The sequence below is a fragment of the Tateyamaria omphalii genome (genome assembly GCF_019802125.1).
Lineage (GTDB): Bacteria > Pseudomonadota > Alphaproteobacteria > Rhodobacterales > Rhodobacteraceae > Tateyamaria > Tateyamaria omphalii_B.
The window spans coordinates 380,426-397,242 of sequence record NZ_JAHVHT010000003.1 but is presented as its reverse complement, the minus strand read 5'-3'; the positions used below and the strand labels follow the sequence as shown (position 1 = coordinate 397,242).

The window sequence follows — 16,817 nt, the reverse complement described above, 5'->3', positions numbered from 1 at the left end:
CAATCCTGCAAATCGGGTTGCAGCGCCGGGGACGGGCACAGGCTGCGGATTGACCCTAGGATCGCGCGACAAGAGGAGGCGAACCGATGAGCACAGACAAAACGACATCGTTGGGCCAGACGATCTTGGGTCGCGGCGGGCTGCGCGTGTCCCGCATGGGACTGGGCACCATGACCTTTGGGGTCGAAACCGAGGCGGCGGAGGCGCACGGGCAGCTTGATCTGTTCATCGAACATGGTGGCACCCTGATCGACACCGCGGACGGATACGGTGCCGGAGCTTCAGAGGAGATCATCGGCGCGTGGGGCAAGGCGCGCGGCGGCATGGACGATCTGATCATCGCGACCAAGGGCCGCTTTGCACCGCCCCCGGGCAGCACCGGTGCCTCGCGCCGCAGCCTTGTGCGGTCCATTGACGCCAGCCTGAAGCGGCTGCAGGTCGAGGCCATCGACCTCTACTACGTCCATGGCTGGGACAAGGATACCGACATTGCCGACACGCTGGGTGCGTTGGGTGATCTGCGCGCGGCGGGCAAGCTGCACCATGTGGGCTGGTCGAACCTGAGCGCGTGGCAGTTGCAAAAGCTGCTGGCCGTGGCTGATCGCTACAACCTGCCCAAACCCATCGCGGTGCAGCCGCAATACAATCTGCTGGAGCGCGGGATCGAACTGGAACTGATGCCCTGTTGTCTCGAGGAGGGCATTGCACTGGTGCCGTGGTCTCCGTTGGGGGGCGGTTGGCTGACAGGCAAGTATTCGGCAGACGCGCGACCCGTGGGCGCCACCCGCCTTGGCGAGGACCCGGCGCGCGGGGTCGAAGCCTATGACTTGCGCAACACCGGCCGGACCCATGCTGTGCTGAAGGCCGTATCTGGCGTGGCGACGGAAACCGGGCGGCCGGCGGCGCATGTGGCACTGGCCTGGCTCGCGGCGCGACCGGGCGTGTCCTCTATCCTGCTGGGTGCGCGGACGCTTGTGCAGCTCAAGGATAATCTGGCTGCCGCAGACCTGACATTGACGGATCGGCAAATAGAAAACCTGACCACTGCATCAGCCTTGCCTGCTCTGCCCTACCCGTACAACTTCCTGCAAGATTGGTGCGATATGAAAATCTGGAAACGCCTAGGCACTTGACCGGCTACGCAGGTGTCAGGCGGCACAGGCGTATGTCTGATCCTCGACCTTCATGCATTCGACCAGAAACGCCGCGTCGCGCGCCGGGAGAACATCATAGCCTGCGCCGACAACGCCCAGCGCGTCGATGGGCCGTGTGGCAGGCGGGCAATGCACCAAAGCGCCCCCTTCGGCATAGATCACCTGCTCTTCCGCAAAGACGAGGGTCATCACCTCGATCCGGGTGCGCGGCGCCATACGACGGATACCGCGAAACCCTTCGAGCGATTTGGCCGACAGCACGGCAAACGGATCGCCATAGGCGTCGCACGCCGCGTCGCTTTCAACCAGAACCCCCTGATCCGGCAGCAATTCAAGGTCGGCAGAGTTGCCCAGCGCACCTGCTGGAACAAAGACCGAATGGTAAGCGGCAGGCACAGTGGCTTCGGCAGCCCAGAACGTGTCGCGGCGCAATTCGACCAGCCGCTGCAGGCCCGCATCGAATGTCAGGACCAGATCGCCAACCGCCAGCGCTTCGACTACACGCCAGCCCATCGCGGTCGCGACCCGCGTTCCCGCAAGCAGCCCCCGCGTGGTCATCACGCCACCGTCCCATGCCGCCGACATTTCCGGCATCCGTTGCGGCGCACGCGCCCCTTTCCATCCAAACATATCATCCATCCCCATGGTGCGGCGCTGGCAGGCACCGGTTTGCATTCGATGGACACAATTGAAGTGATTCCCGCGGCCAATGCGGGCCGCGAACGCGGCTGAATTTGGGCATTGTGGCCCACGCTTGCATCAATGCTCTGCAAGTCCCGGAATTGCCGCGAATTTGAAGACAATTTTCGACACATGCGAGAGAAGACAAGCAATCAGTCGAAGCTGTAGCCGAATCTTTCGATGTCTTCGGCGCAGGCTTCGGCCACGGCTGCACGTGCATCATCCGTATAGTATTGCCGATGGTCCGCTTCGCGGCGGGATTGGTTGGCCTGCGGCAATGTGAGGGTGAAGCCGAGGTGATCCCACAGCGGCGCCCCGTCGTCTTGCAGGTGTTCGAGCCGGATATAGAGGTCGCAGCGTTCCTGTCCCCGGGCATCGGTCATGTAGTGACGCGCCGGGCTGGCTCGCATGGAAGACTGTGTGTGGGCAGAGCAGGCGAAGTCGTTAAAGTCCATCTGGCGCGCCAACGCCACGGCAGGGTGGTCGAAGTCCTGATCGCGCAGCCAGTGATAATAACTCACCATACGGTCCCAAGGGTTACGCACGAGCGTGAAGGCGAACAGCCCCTCGAGGCTGGGCACCAGCCCCTCGATGTCGGCAAGCGTGGAGTGTTTCCACAGCCGCCCGCGCGTCTCAATCCCCTGCACCCGGCGGCGGCGCTTCAGCGCCTTGGGCGTATCGCCGAGCATGATGTCGTCTTTCATCGCGCGGTCTTCGAGGGCCAGCGCCATGGCCGTGCCACCGGTCTTGGGTGCGTGGATGAAAACGTATTTACGGCCGGTGCTGAGGATCATGTGGGCAAGATGCCCGGAGCGCGATCGCGTGTCCATTGTGGCGCGGTCAGCGCCCGCCCTCCGGGGGAAGGTCGGGTGGGCGCTGGCCCCCCGACTGGATGGGCTCTGCAACCGCATCCCGGCTGCGCACCGCGATGATCACGCCAGCCAGCACGATCAGTACAATCCCGGCCCCCTGCACCCATGTCACAGGTTGGCCCAGCAGCCACCAGCCGAAAAATGGGCCGAAGATCATCACGGAGTATTCGAATACGGCCACGTGGCTGGCCTCACCCAGTTGGTATGCACGGTTCAGCATGCCGACACCCAGCACCGAGCCAAAAACCTGCAAGAGGAGGTAGGGCCACGCCTCCTCCATCGGCCAGATCCATCCGCGGGTGAGAAACGCCATCCCGCCGGGTGCCGCCTCTGCCCCTGTCAGGGTGATGAGGGCGAGGACGGCGGTGCCCAATGTTCCTTGTGCAATGAAGATGCCCAGAAGCAGTGTCAGCGTGCTTTCCCCCTCGCACATGGCCCGCGTGGCAACGACGCCCGAGGCATAGAGCACACCGCCCAGCACCGGCAGCGCGATTACCCAGCCAAGGCTGCTGCCAGATGGGCCAAGCACGACGAGGATGCCTGCAAAGCCGACTGCTACCGCGGTGATCCGCCACGGGCCGATCCGCTGACGCAGAATGAACGCGGTCAGCAGCAGCACGAAGATGGGCGAGGTGAAGAGCCCGGCCAACGCCATGGCGATGGGCATGAACGCCATCGCGCCGAAGTAGCAGAACATGCCCGTGGCAATCAGGGTGGAGCGGAACGCCACCGCCCCGACCCTGCGGGGACGCACCGTGCCGAAGCCCATGGCCGACAGTGCCAGCACGATGGGGGCGGCCAGCAGAAGCCGCATGATCAGGAACTGCCAGAGCGAGATCGTCTGCGCGATGACGGCCACGTAGATGTCGATGGCACCGATCACGGCCATGGCGCCCACCATGTTCAGCGCAGCCGCGGTGGGGCGGTGGGGTGCTGTGGGTGTCATCGGGTCTTTCCATTGCTTGCGGCTCTCGCCATAACTGCGCAACATCACTGCGCGTCGGGTCATGGGGAGGACAGATATGGGTTGGATGGCAGATGAGACGGGCCTCGGCAAGACGCCTGCAAACTACGTCCCTTTGACGCCGCTATCGCATTTGCAGCGGGCGGCCTCGGTCTTTGCCGAACGGACGGCGGTGATCTATGGCGCGCATCGCGTGACCTATGCGGAGTATCACGCAAGGTGTTCGCGTTTGGCGTCCGCCTTGGTCGGGCTGGGCGTTGAGCCCGGTGACGTTGTGGCGACCCTTCTGCCGAACCTGCCAGCACAGGCCGAAGCGCATTTTGGTGTGCCTGCGTGCGGCGCCGTTCTGAACACGATCAACACGCGCCTCGACGTGGACACGGTCGCCTATATCTTTGACCACGGCGGCGCCAAGGTCGTGTTGGTTGATCCGCAGTTTCTGGAGCTGGCCGAAGCGGCGGTGCAGGCGATGGAGGGTGCTGCCCCCACGCTGATCGAATGCCCGGACCCGCATGCGGGTTTTCCGGCCTCGGGGCGGCATCAGACCTATGATGATCTGTTGGAGAGCGGCGATCCGTCCTTTGACTGGATCATGCCAGAGGACGAGTGGGAGAGCCTGTCGCTCAACTACACCTCGGGCACGACGGGGCGACCCAAGGGTGTCGTCTACCACCACCGTGGCGCCTATCTGATGACCATGGGCACAGTCGTGTCGTGGCGCATGGTGCTGCACCCGGTATTCATGGCGATTGTGCCGCTCTTTCACTGCAACGGCTGGAACCATACATGGATGATGCCGCTGGTGGGCGGCACGCTGGTGTGCTGCCGGGATGTGACGGCGACGGCCATCTACAACGCCATCCACTACGAAGGCGTCACCCACTTCGGCGGCGCGCCCATCGTGCTGAACATGATCGTGAATGCGCTGGACGAGGACCGCCGCACCTTTGACCACCGGGTCGAGGTGTTCACCGCGGGCGCGCCCCCTGCCCCCGCGACGTTGGCGAAGATCGAGGCTTTGGGGTTCAATGTCACCCAAGTCTATGGGTTGACGGAGACTTACGGCCACGTCACGGAATGCCTGTGGAAAAGCGAGTGGGACGGCACCGAGGACACCGCCGCGATAAAGGCGCGACAGGGTGTGGCCTTTCCGATGATGGAGCATATCACCGTCATGGATGGGGACATGGCGCAGGTGCCAATGGACAGTGCCACGCAGGGTGAAATCATGATCCGGGGGAATTCGGTCATGAAAGGGTATCTGAAGAACCCTGCTGCGACCGAGGAAGCCTTTGAAGGCGGGTATTTCCATTCCGGCGACATCGCGATCCAGCATCCTGACGGCTACATCCAGATTGCCGACCGGGCCAAGGACATCATCATTTCGGGGGGCGAGAATATCTCCTCCGTCGAAGTGGAGGGCGTGCTGATGGCGCATCCGGATGTGAACCTGGCGGCAGTGGTGGCGAAACCCGATGAGAAGTGGGGCGAAGTGCCCTGCGCGTTTGTGGAGTTGAAGCCCGGGACCAGCCCCAGCGAGGCGGACCTGATTGCCTTCAGCCGCGAGACATTGGCCGGGTTCAAGGCGCCGAAGAAGGTGGTGTTTCAGGAACTGCCAAAAACCTCGACCGGGAAGATCCAGAAATTCGAGCTGAGAAAGACCGCCGCTGATCTGTGATTTTTCGGAACGGGCACGGTGTCTTTGCGTTGGGTCAGTGAACCGCAAACGCAAAGGAGACCGACCATGAACTGGGATGTGATCAAGGGCAACTGGAAACAGATGACAGGCTCCATGAAGGAGAAATGGGGCGAGTTGACGGATGACGATCTGCAAGAGGCCGAGGGCAACCGCGAGCAATTGGCGGGCAAGATCCAGGAGCTCTACGGCGTGGCCAAGGACGAGGCTGAGAAGCAGATTGACGCCTTCGTGGCGGAGAGCAAGGCCAAGTTTTGACGCTTGATTTTTGTCCCCGCGGGATTTGTCCCCGCGGGGACAAGCTGTTCGGGCTGTTTGCCCGACCTTTACCGTTCCGTGATTTACACCGCTTTTCAATGCCTTGCGCCAATGCGCGGTGCGTTTACTAAATTTCCATGAAAAATTAACATGCTGACGGCCAAGGGCCTGCGGGTGTCTGGTATGCGTTGAACGCTCTTGGTGGTCCACTGGCGTTCGCCCATGTTAAATGGGTGCAGAAAGGGACCGCTGATGAGCCTTGACGACACCCTTGCCCCACCGGGCTACTGTATTGATGTCGTACCGCTGCCGCATCCGGTGCGGATTTTTCACAATGATACGTTGCTTGTCGAAACGACCCGTGCGCAGGCGATGTATGAGACGCGGCTGCCCATGGCGGTCTATGTTCCGCGCGATGATATCCGCGTGCGGCTTGGCCCGAAGACCGCGCTTCAGACCTTTTGCCCGTTCAAGGGGACAGCGAGCTATCACGATGTGCTGCTGGACGGCAAGACCATCGACAACGGAGTGTGGAGCTATGTGTCGGCCCTGCCGGAAAGCAAGGCGATACAGGGCTATGTCGGTTTCATGCCGCATGCCGAGACCCGCGTTGATCTTGGCAGGAACGAAACGCAGACGAGCCGCGATCCCAACATCACCGGGCCGCTTGTTGACTGGTTGATGCGCGAAGCTGGTACGTTGCCCAGCCCCGAAGATTTTACGCGAGCGGTCGCCACCAAGATGCGCGAGAACGGGATCGCGGTGTCGCGCATGTCGATCCTGATCTGGTCGCTGCACCCGATGATTGCGGGCAAGAATTACATCTGGCGGGCCGACACGGACGAGGTGCGGACGTTCAGCCCCTCCTATGACATTCACCAGTTTCCGGGCTTCGTGAACAGCCCGCTGCAGCATGTGTCGAACGGCTTGGGCGGGGTGCGGCAGCGGTTGGCGGATATGGACGAAGCATCGGCCTTTCCAATCATGGATGATCTGCGGGCCGAGGGGGCGACAGACTACGTCGCCATGCCCCTGCCCTTTTCCGATGGGCGGACGAACGTGCTGACCCTGACGTCGGACCATCCGGACGGGTTCACGACCGAGAACCTTGGGCTGGTCTTTGAATGTGCCACCGTCATCAGCCGATATTACGAGGTGTTCATGCAGCGCGAGAATGCGCAGGCGCTGCTGGAGACCTATGTGGGAAAGCGGTCGGGCGCGCGGGTGCTGGGCGGCGAGATCAGGCGCGGTGATGGGGACGAGATTGATGCCGCGATCATGTTCTGTGATTTGCGCGGTTCGACCCGGTTGGAGCAGGAGCTTCCGAGGGACGAGTATATCGCGCTGCTCAATGCGTTTCTGGAGATCACATCAACCATCGTGGATCAGCGCGGCGGCGAAGTGCTGAAATTCATCGGGGATGCGGTGCTGGCCGTGTTTCCGGCGGGCGCGGATGCAGCGGCGGCCTGTGCCGCGGCTTTGGATGCAGCGCGCGCGGTCGTCGATCAGGTCGCAGGCGATGAGGTGACGGCGCGGACGTCCTGCGCCATCGGCATCGCCTTTGGCCGCGTCACCTATGGCAACATCGGGTCGAGCACGCGACTGGATTTCACCGTTATCGGGTTGGCCGCCAATGTTGCGGCCAGGCTGTGCGATGCCGGCAAAACCCGTGAGCGCGCGATCATGGTGACGGATGAAGTGGCATCGGGCCAGACCGGGCTTGCCGATCTGGGCCCTGTGGAATTGCGCGGGTTGAGCGCACCGGTCCACGTGTTCGGGGACGCCTCGTAAGGCGGATCCCGATCCGCCTGCGTCTAACCCTTGGCGTAGCCGATGGTTTGCAAGGCCTCTTTGATCTCGTCCAGGATGGCCGGATCGTCGATGGTGGCGGGCATCTTGTACTCTTCGTTGTCGGCAATTTTAACCACGGTGCCCCGCAGGATTTTGCCCGAGCGCGTCTTGGGCAGTCTGTCCACCACGACCGCCTGTTTGAAGGCGGCTACAGGGCCGATCTGGTCGCGCACCCGTTTGACGCATTCCTTGACGATCTCGTCATGCGCGCGGTCCACGCCGCTTGTCAGGCACAGCAGGCCCACGGGCGACTGCCCCTTGAGCTGGTCGGTGACACCGACAACGGCGCATTCAGCGACGTCGGGGTGGCCGGCCAGCACTTCTTCCATCGCGCCGGTGGACAGCCGGTGGCCCGCGACGTTGATCACGTCATCCGTGCGCGCCATGATGTAGAGATAGCCGTCTTCGTCCATCATTCCGGCGTCGCCTGTCTCGTAATAGCCGGGGAAGGTGTGGAGGTAGGATTTGATGAACCGATCCTCTGCGTTCCAAAGCGTCGGCAGTGTGCCGGGCGGCAGTGGCAGTTTGACCGCGATGGCGCCCAACTCGCCCGGCGCGACCGGGTGGCCCGCATCATCAAGGATCTGCACGTCGTAACCGGGCATGGCGACGGTGGGCGATCCGATCTTGACCGGCAGCGCTTCGAGGCCCGCGGGGTTGCCCGCAATGGTGTACCCGGTTTCTGTCTGCCACCAGTGGTCATAGACCGGCACGCCCAAAAGCTCGCCCGCCCATTCGATGGTGTCAGGGTCCGCGCGTTCACCGGCGAGGTACAGCGCGCGCAGGCCGGAGAGGTCGTACTTGGCGCGGTATTCGCCTTTGGGATCCTCGCGCTTGACCGCGCGGATCGCCGTAGGAGCGGTGAAGAAGGATTTGACGTCGTGTTCTTCGATCACCCGCCAGAAGGTGCCTGCATCGGGGGTGCCGATCGGCTTTCCCTCGAACACGATGGTGGTGTTGCCGTGGATCAGCGGCGCGTAGCAGATATAGCTATGGCCCACGACCCAACCGACGTCGGAGGCGGCCCAGAACACCTCGCCCGGGTTCATCTGGTAGATGTTCTTCATCGTCCAGTTCAGCGCCACGAGGTGACCTGCCGTGGCTCGCACGACGCCCTTGGGCGCGCCGGTCGTGCCGGAAGTGTAGAGGATGTAGGCGGGGTGGTTGCCTGGGACGGGCACACAGTCGACGGGGGTGACGCCCTCTTGTGCCGCGTGCCAGTCCACGTCGCGGGGGCCGAGTTCGCAGGGGCATTGTTCGCGTTGCAGGATCAGGCAGACGTCGGGCGTGTGATCAGCGAGATCGATGGCGCCGTCGAGCAGAGGTTTGTATTCGACCGTGCGACCCGGCTCGAGCCCGCAGGAGGCGGCAATGATCGCCTTGGGCGTGCAATCGTCGATGCGGACGGCCAGTTCGTTGGCCGCAAATCCGCCGAACACGACCGAGTGGATGGCACCGATCCGCGCGCAGGCAAGCATCGCGACCAGCGCTTCGGGCACCATGGGCATATAGATGATGACCCGGTCGCCCATGGTCACACCCTGCGCGGTCAGCGCTCCGGCGAGCGAGGCGACTTGCGTCTGCAGTTCGGCATAGGACGTCTTGGACTTCGCGCCGGTGATCGGGCTGTCGTAGATGACGGCCGTCTGGTCGCCGCGCCCAGCCTCGACATGCCGGTCGACGGCATTCCAGCAGGTGTTCACCTCCGTATCGGCGAACCACTCATAAAGATGTTCGCCCCGCTGGCTCAGAGCCTTGGTCGGAGGTTTGATCCAGTCGATGGCCTGAGCCGCCTGCATCCACCACCCCTCGGGGTCGGCTTTCCAGCTGTCATATTCCGCGCGATAGCCCATGGCCCATAGTCCTCCGTCATCTTCCTGCGCAGGGTTACGCGGCGACAGGCAGGAGGGGCAAGGGCCGTGAGCGCCAACAGTGGCAGAATATCACGTCGAGCGGGTCAATTTGTCAGTCGTTGCTGTCCAGACGTTCGTAGGAAATGGCCGCCGCACAGTCGAGATCGTCCGTGGCCGAGCAGCTGACGGCGCGATTGCCGTCATAGACAACCCGTTTGGTAAAGCTGCGACCGTTGGCATCGTATTCACGGATGACAGCGCGGTAGGTGTCGCCTCGGTATATGAAACTGGTGTCCTGTTCCGACACGATCTCGGTGCACGCCGCCAAAGCGGGTAACAGCAGGAACGGCACGAAGAAACGGCGCCACTTCATGGTCAAACCCCCAGACCGTGACGAAAATCGATTTGCTGCAAGGCACTTTCGCAGTCCCTAGGATCGTCCGGCATGCAGCTGACGCGCTCGGCTCCGGCCCGGATGGTCATGCGGGAATAGGTACTGCCATCGGAGCGCTGAAATTGACGGGTTGTGGTGGGGTAGGTTTCACCGCGGTAGGTGAATGTGCCACCGGTCTCGCTCACAGTCTCGGCGCAAGCGGCGAGGCAGAGCAAGCAAGCAGAAAAAAGGGCGAGGGACTTCATGGTGCTTCGGGCTCCTGTGACAGTCTTATGTCGATATAGGATGCCTGTGGCGCACTTCACCCCAAGTCCCCTTCGCTGTTTCAAAAAATCTCGGGGGGAGGCCACGGGCTGGGGACAGAGCCCCCAACCTTTATCACTCCGCGCTTAACCGTAATGCGCGACTGGGGTGCCCGCGACAGCGGACATATTCAAAAGACCGCGCGCGGTAATCGACGGCGACACGATATGGGCGCGGTTGCCCATGCCCATCAGGATGGGGCCGACCTCGAGCCCGCCGCCCTTCATCTTGAGAATGTTGCGCACGCCGGATGCCGCGTCTGCATGGGCGAAGACCAGCACATTGGCTGCCCCAGCCATCCGGTTGCCCGGGAACAGGCGGTCGCGCAGCTCCGGATCGAGGGCGGTATCGATATTCATCTCGCCCTCGTAGCAGAAGTCGTGGCCTTGGGCGTCGAGCATCCGGATCGCTTCACGAAGCCGATTGCCCGATCCGTTCCCCTGATTGCCGAACTGGCTTTGTGAGCAAAATGCGATCTTGGGCTCGATCCCGAAGCGACGCACATGGCGGGCGGCGCCAATGGCGATTTCGGCGATCTGGCCGGGGTGTGGGTGCAAGTGTACCTGGGTGTCCGCGACAAAGAGTGGCCCGTCTTCCAGGATCATCATACTGAGCGCACCGACGGGATTATAACTATCTCGGCCAAGCACTTGCGTCACATAATTCAAGTGCCACCTGAACTCACCAAAGGTGCCGCAGATGAGGCTGTCTGCCTCTTCCCGGTGCACCATCACCGCGCCGATGGCTGTTGTGTTCGTCCGCATGATGGCCCGCGCGATGTCGGGCGTGCCGCCACTGCGGCACATCAGGTCATGGTATGTCCCCCAGTAATCGCGATAGCGCGGGTCGTTTTCGGGGTTCACCAGATCGACATTGTCCCCGATCCTGATGGTCAGACCAGCGCGGGCGATCCTCGCCTCGATCACCTCGGGCCGTCCGATCAGGATGGGACGTTCGGTTGTTTCCTCCAGCATCGCCTGAGCGGCGCGCAAAACCCGCTCATCCTCACCCTCAGCAAAAACGATGCGCCGTGCCTTGGCCCGTGCCGCTTCGAAGACTGGCCGCATGAGCAGGGCGGACTTGAAGACAGAGCCATCAAGCGAGGTCTTGTAGGCATCAAGATCCGCAATCGGGCGTTGTGCCACGCCTGTTTCCATAGCGGCCTTGGCCACGGCCGAGCTGACCACGCCCACAAGGCGGGGGTCGAACGGTTTGGGGATCAGATATTCAGGACCGAAATTGAGTTGCTCACCCTGATAGGCGGCAGCGGCCTCGGCGCTGGTGGTTGCGCGGGCAAGCGCGGCGATGCCGTCGATGCAGGCGAGCTGCATTTCGTCGTTGATGGTTGTTGCGCCCACGTCGAGCGCGCCGCGAAAAATAAAGGGGAAGCACAGGACGTTGTTGACCTGATTGGGGAAGTCGCTGCGGCCTGTGGCGATGATGGCATCGGGGGCGACGCTGCGGGCGTCGTCAGGCAGGATTTCCGGTGTCGGATTGGCGAGTGCAAAAATGATCGGCTGCTTTGCCATTTGTGCGACATGGTCAGGTTTAAGTACCCCGGGTCCCGACAGACCCAGAAACATATCCGCGTCTGCGATGACATCATCGAGCATCCGCTTGTCCGTGGTCTGGGCAAAGGCAGCCTTGGCCGGGTTCATGTCTTCTGTTCGGCCCTCGTAAACAAGGCCGTGAATATCGCACAACCAGACGTTTTCCCGTTTGACGCCAAGTTTCAGCAGCATGTTCAGGCAGGCGATGCCGGCGGCCCCGCCCCCGGTACTGACGATCTTGATGTCCTCGAAGCTTTTGCCTGCAACGTGCAGCGCATTCTTGGCTGCCGCGCCGACCACAATGGCGGTGCCGTGCTGATCATCATGAAACACGGGGATGTTCATACGCTCGCGGCACAGCTTTTCGACGATGAAACAGTCGGGCGCCTTGATGTCTTCGAGGTTGATGGCGCCGAAGGTGGGCTCCAGCGCGCAGACGATGTCAGCCAGTTTTTCGGGATCGCTTTCGTTCACCTCGATGTCGAAACAGTCGATGGAGGCGAATTTCTTGAAGAGCACCGCTTTGCCCTCCATCACCGGTTTGGAGGCCAGCGCGCCGATATTGCCAAGGCCCAAGACGGCCGAGCCGTTCGAGACAACCGCGACGAGGTTGCCGCGTGCGGTGTATCGCGCAGCGTTGGCGGGATCGTCTTTGATTTCGATGCAGGCTTCGGCGACGCCTGGGGAGTAGGCGCGCGCCAGATCGCGGCCGTTTGCCATGGGTTTGGTGGCGCGGATTTCGAGTTTTCCGGGCTTGGGGAATTCGTGGTAGGCGAGTGCTGCGTCCCGCAAGTTCGGTGTGTCGGACATATTTCCCCCTGAGGTGTTTCAAATTTGGTTTAGCGTTAAACTATTTTTTCAGGCGCGCCAATTGACGTTTGGTCACATGGGCAGATGTGATCCCCTAGGGCGCTGCGCGCACGACACTTTTTATTAGGGCGTGACCCAATGCGCACTGACCACGGTGCCCTTTGAAGATGCTTCCCTAGCGTTCTTCCATGGCATGCGTGCAAGGTGGAGGCGCGTTCCGAGCTGCAGAGCTTTGCCGCGCAGAACACTGGAATTTCTGACGGATGGAACGGAGTTGTAAGAGTGTCCGCTGCTTGGCGTGGTGCAAGTGTATCGAGCTCCGCCAGCCACAGAAGCCACATCCCATTCACCTTTACAACGGACAGCACAAGGACGCTTTGAGATGGCGGGCGGCCTCCCTTTGCCTTGGCAGCCATAGATGCGCGCGTGCGATACCGATCCGCCAGATGACATTGAACTTCAGGAGGTTTCCTTGCGCTGTGTCATCGTCGCTCATCGGGATTGACCTTGCTGTTTTATGCAGTGGTCAAGGCAACGCCCTTTGGCTAGTGTCAGGGTCCGGAATCGAGGGTGGTCATGGACGAGTTGAAAGCGGCGGCGCTGAAGGTGCGGGAAAACGCGCACGCGCCCTATTCGAATTTCAAGGTTGGCGCGGCATTGCGGGCGGGCGACGGAGCCGTATTTTCGGGCTGTAATGTAGAAAACGTGGCTTATCCCGAAGGCACATGCGCCGAGGCGGGCGCGATCGCGGCAATGGTGGCCGCTGGGCAGACCCGCATCATAGAAGCCTATGTCGTAGCGGGCAGCCCGATGCCCGTGACACCCTGCGGCGGGTGCCGCCAGAAACTGGCCGAGTTCGGTGACAGTGACGTCAAGGTCACCATGGCGACCACGGGCGGGATCGAACAGGTGATGACCCTCGCCGAGTTGCTGCCCGGTGCCTTTGGCGCGGCGCATATGGACGGCGACGCATGAGCGACGCACGGTCGATTATTGCAAAGCTGCGCCAGCGCCAGACGCCGTCGCGGGATGAGTTGGCATGGTTTGCCCAGGGGCTGGCGGATGGTTCTGTCAGCGATGCGCAGGCGGGCGCCTTTGCCATGGCCGTGTGCCTGAACGGCTTGGGTGATGTGGGCCGGGTGGCCCTGACCATCGCGATGCGTGATAGCGGTCAGGTGCTAGATTGGGATCTGGACGGCCCCGTGCTCGACAAGCACTCCACCGGCGGCGTCGGGGATTGCGTGAGCCTTGTCCTCGCCCCTGCCCTCGCCGCCTGCGGTGCATATGTTCCGATGATTTCCGGCCGGGGTCTTGGACACACCGGTGGCACGCTCGACAAGCTCGATGCCATTCCCGGCGTGTCGACACAGCTGAGCGAACGGCGGTTCAGGGACGTGATGGCGCGTGCCGGGTGCGCCATTGTCGGAGCGACCGCGACAGTCGCGCCAGCTGACAGGCGGCTCTACGCCGTCCGCGATGTGACTGCAACGGTCGAAAGCATGGACCTGATCACGGCCTCCATCCTGTCGAAAAAGCTTGCCGCCGGACTGGACGGGCTGGTGCTGGACGTCAAGGTGGGGTCAGGCGCCTTTATGAAAGACGCCGAGGATGCGCGCGCATTGGCGGATGCCCTGGTAAAGACGGCCAATGCGGCCGGGTGCAAGACCACAGCCCTGATCACCGACATGTCGCAGCCACTGGCCCCTGCACTGGGCAATGCGCTGGAAGTGGCCGAAGTGATGCGGGTGCTGACGGGCGTGGCACAGGGCCCACTGGTCGAGATCTGTGCTGCCTTGGGGGGCGTACTGTTGTCGAATGGCGGTCTGGCCAAGGATGTTCAAAGCGGAGCAGACGCCATCGTGTCGGCAATCGCAGACGGGCGGGCTGCAGAGCGCTTCGGCGCCATGATCGCGGCCAAGGGCGGGCCGATGCAGTTTGTGGAAAACTGGCCGCGCTTCTTACCCGAAGCGACCGTCATTCGCGAGATTGCCGCACAAGGGTCGGGATACATCACTGCCATCAACGGTGAGGCGCTGGGTCTGGCCGTCGTGGATCTGGGCGGGGGTCGCAAGGTGGAAAGCGATGTCATTAACCCGGCGGTTGGGATGTCGGATGTCGTGCGTCTGGGAGCCAAGGTGTCGAAGGGCCAGCCGCTCTGTGTCATTCATGCGGCCCGTTTTGCGGACGCTGACCGGGCAGAGGCGGCGGTGCGGGCCGCGATCCGGGTGGGTGCGCAACCTCCAACCCTGCCCGAACTGATTGCCGAGCGGATCGGCTGATGGCGCGCGTGTTTCTCGTAGTGATGGATTCCGTCGGCATTGGCGGAGCGCCGGATGCCGGTGCATATTTCAACGGGGACGTGCCGGATACGGGGGCCAACACCGTTGGCCACATTGCCGAAGCCTGCGCGGCAGGCAAGGCCGAAGATGGGCGCAGCGGACCGTTGGTTGTGCCGCACCTGAAACGGTTGGGTTTGTTTGATGCGATGGCGCTTGCCAATGGTCAGCGCTCCGCAGGCTGCACTTGGGGGGCGGCAACCGAAGTGTCACGTGGCAAGGATACGCCATCGGGCCATTGGGAGTTGGCAGGTGTGCCCGTGCCCTGGGACTGGCACTATTTTCCCGACGAAACACCTGCCTTTCCCGACAGCGTGGTGGATGCCGTTTGCGCGGCCGCCGACACGGACGGAATCCTGGGCAACTGCCATGCCTCCGGCACCACGATCATTGCGGAACTTGGCGCGGAACATGTGCGGACTGGCAAGCCGATTTGCTACACCTCCGCAGACAGCGTGTTTCAGATCGCAGCGCATGAAGAGCATTTCGGGCTGGAGCGCTTGCTGGACCTGTGCCGCGGTGTGGCCCCCGTGCTGCACGAGATGCGCGTCGGGCGGGTGATCGCACGCCCCTTTGTCGGAACCAACGGTGCGTTTGAGCGAACCGTAAATCGCCGCGACTTTGCCATTGCCCCGCCCGCGCCGATCCTGACGAACTGGGTCCGGGATGCCGGCAGGCGCGTCTACGGAGTCGGCAAGGTCGGCGACATCTTTTCCATGCAAGGCTTTGACGAGGTGCGAAAAGGGACGGACGTCGATCTGATGGGGCACCTCTCGGACCTTGTGGACGCCGCCGAGGACGGAAGCCTGACCTTTGCCAATTTCGTGGAGTTCGACAGCCTTTTCGGTCATCGCCGGGATGTTTCGGGATATGCCCGCCATCTGGAGTGGTTTGATGCCGAAATCGGCCGTTTGCTGCCACGCTTGCGCGAAGGTGATCTTTTGATCCTGACCGCGGATCACGGGAACGATCCGACCTGGGTTGGCACCGATCATACGCGCGAGCGGGTGCCGGTGCTTGTGCACGGTGGCGACGGTGCGGAATTGGGGCTGATCGGTTTTCAGGACGTCGCACATCTGGTGGCACGGCATCTGGACGTGTCACCAGAATGAGCGCCTGGCGGCGCACACGATTTTTCCTGCGCTGACACGCGTTGGGGCGCTGCCCCAAACCCCGAAGTATTTGCAGCCAGAAGAAACAGGGATTGTTCCCGACGACGCCGCGTTGCAGAAAGAGGATGCGTTTCAAGGAGCTGCCACATGTCCGATCATCTGACCGTCGTTGACCACCCACTTGTCCAGCACAAGCTGACCATCATGCGTGACAAGGACACCCCGACGGCGGTGTTTAGGCAGCTTTTGCGCGAGATTTCGCAGCTTCTTGCCTACGAGGTGACGCGCGGTTTGCCCATGACCACGAAGCGGATCGAAACGCCGATGCAGGCGATGGACGCACCGACGCTGGATGGTAAGAAACTGGCGCTGATCTCGATCCTGCGGGCGGGCAACGGGTTGCTGGACGGGGTTCTGGAACTGATCCCATCGGCCCGTGTCGGCTTTGTCGGTCTGTACCGGGACGAAGAGACCCTGCAACCGGTCGAGTACTACTTCAAGGTGCCGGAAGCATTGGAAGATCGGCTGGTCATCGCGGTCGATCCGATGCTGGCCACCGGCAATTCGTCGGCTGCTGCCATCGATAAGCTGAAAGAGGCGGGCGCGACCAACATCCGCTTCCTGTGTTTGCTGGCCGCGCCTGAGGGAATCGCCCGGATGAAAGAGGCGCACCCCGATGTTCCGATCGTTACGGCCGCCGTCGATGACCGCTTGAACGACATCGGTTACATCGTCCCCGGCCTTGGGGATGCGGGTGATCGAATGTTTGGCACCAAATAGCGGGCATCGCTGCTTTACTCAGCGTCGGCGTTCGGGCATCGTGCCTCCCATATCTTGTGGGGGATATGATGAGTTTTACCAGAATTGCAGCCTTGGCTGTGCTTGCTGCGTCTTTGTCCGTTGGTATGGGCCAGGCGCAGTCCTTGCGGAATGCGCAAACACCGGCGGAGTTTCCGCCCGCTTCGTTCAACGGAACCCAATAT

General features: G+C 62.2%; 15 protein-coding genes. 8 read left to right on the top strand and 7 right to left on the bottom strand.

The window, feature by feature from the left end:
* Positions 1-86: 86 nt before the first annotated feature.
* The gene (locus KUV51_RS14325; protein WP_222522312.1) at positions 87-1,133 is read left to right on the top strand and encodes an aldo/keto reductase; all 1,047 of its coding nucleotides are present in this window, start codon (positions 87-89) and stop codon (positions 1,131-1,133) included.
* Positions 1,134-1,148: 15 nt separating this feature from the next.
* On the opposite strand, the gene KUV51_RS14320 is transcribed toward KUV51_RS14325, so the two are convergent.
* The 3 genes from KUV51_RS14320 to KUV51_RS14310 form a co-directional block, all read right to left on the bottom strand.
* A complete protein-coding gene (locus KUV51_RS14320; protein ID WP_222522311.1) occupies positions 1,149-1,829 on the bottom strand; it encodes a Hint domain-containing protein in 681 nt (226 codons plus the stop codon).
* Positions 1,830-1,987: 158 nt separating this feature from the next.
* The gene (locus tag KUV51_RS14315; protein WP_222522310.1) at positions 1,988-2,629 is read right to left on the bottom strand and encodes a sulfotransferase family 2 domain-containing protein; all 642 of its coding nucleotides are present in this window, start codon (positions 2,627-2,629) and stop codon (positions 1,988-1,990) included.
* A gap of 46 nt (positions 2,630-2,675) precedes the next feature.
* Positions 2,676-3,716: a DMT family transporter gene (locus KUV51_RS14310; RefSeq protein ID WP_261385850.1), complete on the bottom strand. Its 1,041-nt coding sequence runs from the start codon at positions 3,714-3,716 to the stop codon at positions 2,676-2,678.
* 13 nt (positions 3,717-3,729) lie between these two features.
* Here KUV51_RS14310 and KUV51_RS14305 point away from each other — a divergent pair, with 13 nt between their 5' ends.
* The 3 genes from KUV51_RS14305 (at position 3,730) to KUV51_RS14295 (ending at position 7,416) form a co-directional block, all read left to right on the top strand.
* On the top strand, positions 3,730-5,349 hold the full coding sequence (locus KUV51_RS14305; RefSeq protein WP_222522309.1) for an AMP-binding protein: 1,620 nt from the start codon (positions 3,730-3,732) through the stop codon (positions 5,347-5,349).
* Between the two features lie 66 nt (positions 5,350-5,415).
* Positions 5,416-5,625, top strand: a complete 210-nt coding sequence (locus KUV51_RS14300; protein WP_222522308.1) for a CsbD family protein — start codon at positions 5,416-5,418, stop codon at positions 5,623-5,625.
* A 252-nt stretch (positions 5,626-5,877) separates the two neighbouring features.
* Positions 5,878-7,416 carry a DUF427 domain-containing protein gene (locus KUV51_RS14295; RefSeq protein ID WP_222522307.1) on the top strand — a complete coding sequence of 513 codons (1,539 nt, stop codon included), beginning with the start codon at positions 5,878-5,880 and terminating at the stop codon, positions 7,414-7,416.
* A gap of 23 nt (positions 7,417-7,439) precedes the next feature.
* On the opposite strand, the gene KUV51_RS14290 is transcribed toward KUV51_RS14295, so the two are convergent.
* From KUV51_RS14290 to KUV51_RS14275, 4 genes are all read right to left on the bottom strand, one after another.
* On the bottom strand, positions 7,440-9,329 hold the full coding sequence (locus tag KUV51_RS14290; RefSeq protein WP_222522306.1) for a propionyl-CoA synthetase: 1,890 nt from the start codon (positions 9,327-9,329) through the stop codon (positions 7,440-7,442).
* Between the two features lie 112 nt (positions 9,330-9,441).
* Positions 9,442-9,702: a hypothetical protein gene (locus KUV51_RS14285; RefSeq protein WP_222522305.1), complete on the bottom strand. Its 261-nt coding sequence runs from the start codon at positions 9,700-9,702 to the stop codon at positions 9,442-9,444.
* Between the two features lie 2 nt (positions 9,703-9,704).
* Positions 9,705-9,968: a hypothetical protein gene (locus tag KUV51_RS14280; protein ID WP_222522304.1), complete on the bottom strand. Its 264-nt coding sequence runs from the start codon at positions 9,966-9,968 to the stop codon at positions 9,705-9,707.
* 144 nt (positions 9,969-10,112) lie between these two features.
* Positions 10,113-12,386 (bottom strand): NADP-dependent malic enzyme, encoded by a 2,274-nt coding sequence (locus KUV51_RS14275; protein ID WP_222522303.1) that lies wholly within the window; start codon positions 12,384-12,386, stop codon positions 10,113-10,115.
* A gap of 576 nt (positions 12,387-12,962) precedes the next feature.
* On the opposite strand from KUV51_RS14275, the gene KUV51_RS14270 reads away from it, so the two are divergent.
* The 4 genes from KUV51_RS14270 (at position 12,963) to upp (ending at position 16,614) form a co-directional block, all read left to right on the top strand.
* Complete coding sequence (locus tag KUV51_RS14270; RefSeq protein WP_222522302.1) at positions 12,963-13,361, top strand: cytidine deaminase; 399 nt, start codon at positions 12,963-12,965, stop codon at positions 13,359-13,361.
* The gene (locus KUV51_RS14265) at positions 13,358-14,665 is read left to right on the top strand and encodes a thymidine phosphorylase (protein WP_222522301.1); all 1,308 of its coding nucleotides are present in this window, start codon (positions 13,358-13,360) and stop codon (positions 14,663-14,665) included. Before KUV51_RS14270 ends, KUV51_RS14265 begins: the two co-directional genes overlap by 4 nt.
* Positions 14,665-15,834, top strand: a complete 1,170-nt coding sequence (locus tag KUV51_RS14260) for a phosphopentomutase (protein WP_222522300.1) — start codon at positions 14,665-14,667, stop codon at positions 15,832-15,834. The genes KUV51_RS14265 and KUV51_RS14260 overlap by 1 nt, the downstream gene beginning before the upstream one ends.
* A gap of 147 nt (positions 15,835-15,981) precedes the next feature.
* Positions 15,982-16,614, top strand: coding sequence for a uracil phosphoribosyltransferase (gene upp / locus KUV51_RS14255; RefSeq protein ID WP_222522299.1), 633 nt, complete (start codon positions 15,982-15,984; stop codon positions 16,612-16,614).
* Positions 16,615-16,817: the final 203 nt, after the last annotated feature.

Bases quoted from the DNA above. Each gene is read 5' to 3' on its own strand.
- KUV51_RS14325 (WP_222522312.1), top strand. From the start codon at position 87: ATGAGCACAGACAAAACGACATCGTTGGGCCAGACGATCTTGGGTCGC.
- KUV51_RS14275 (WP_222522303.1), bottom strand. From the start codon at position 12,386: ATGTCCGACACACCGAACTTGCGGGACGCAGCACTCGCCTACCACGAA.
- KUV51_RS14270 (WP_222522302.1), top strand. From the start codon at position 12,963: ATGGACGAGTTGAAAGCGGCGGCGCTGAAGGTGCGGGAAAACGCGCAC.
- KUV51_RS14300 (WP_222522308.1), top strand. From the start codon at position 5,416: ATGAACTGGGATGTGATCAAGGGCAACTGGAAACAGATGACAGGCTCC.
- KUV51_RS14285 (WP_222522305.1), bottom strand. From the start codon at position 9,702: ATGAAGTGGCGCCGTTTCTTCGTGCCGTTCCTGCTGTTACCCGCTTTG.
- KUV51_RS14295 (WP_222522307.1), top strand. From the start codon at position 5,878: ATGAGCCTTGACGACACCCTTGCCCCACCGGGCTACTGTATTGATGTC.
- KUV51_RS14280 (WP_222522304.1), bottom strand. From the start codon at position 9,968: ATGAAGTCCCTCGCCCTTTTTTCTGCTTGCTTGCTCTGCCTCGCCGCT.
- KUV51_RS14260 (WP_222522300.1), top strand. From the start codon at position 14,665: ATGGCGCGCGTGTTTCTCGTAGTGATGGATTCCGTCGGCATTGGCGGA.
- upp (WP_222522299.1), top strand. From the start codon at position 15,982: ATGTCCGATCATCTGACCGTCGTTGACCACCCACTTGTCCAGCACAAG.
- KUV51_RS14320 (WP_222522311.1), bottom strand. From the start codon at position 1,829: ATGCAAACCGGTGCCTGCCAGCGCCGCACCATGGGGATGGATGATATG.
- KUV51_RS14265 (WP_222522301.1), top strand. From the start codon at position 13,358: ATGAGCGACGCACGGTCGATTATTGCAAAGCTGCGCCAGCGCCAGACG.
- KUV51_RS14290 (WP_222522306.1), bottom strand. From the start codon at position 9,329: ATGGGCTATCGCGCGGAATATGACAGCTGGAAAGCCGACCCCGAGGGG.
- KUV51_RS14305 (WP_222522309.1), top strand. From the start codon at position 3,730: ATGGGTTGGATGGCAGATGAGACGGGCCTCGGCAAGACGCCTGCAAAC.
- KUV51_RS14310 (WP_261385850.1), bottom strand. From the start codon at position 3,716: ATGACCCGACGCGCAGTGATGTTGCGCAGTTATGGCGAGAGCCGCAAG.
- KUV51_RS14315 (WP_222522310.1), bottom strand. From the start codon at position 2,629: ATGATCCTCAGCACCGGCCGTAAATACGTTTTCATCCACGCACCCAAG.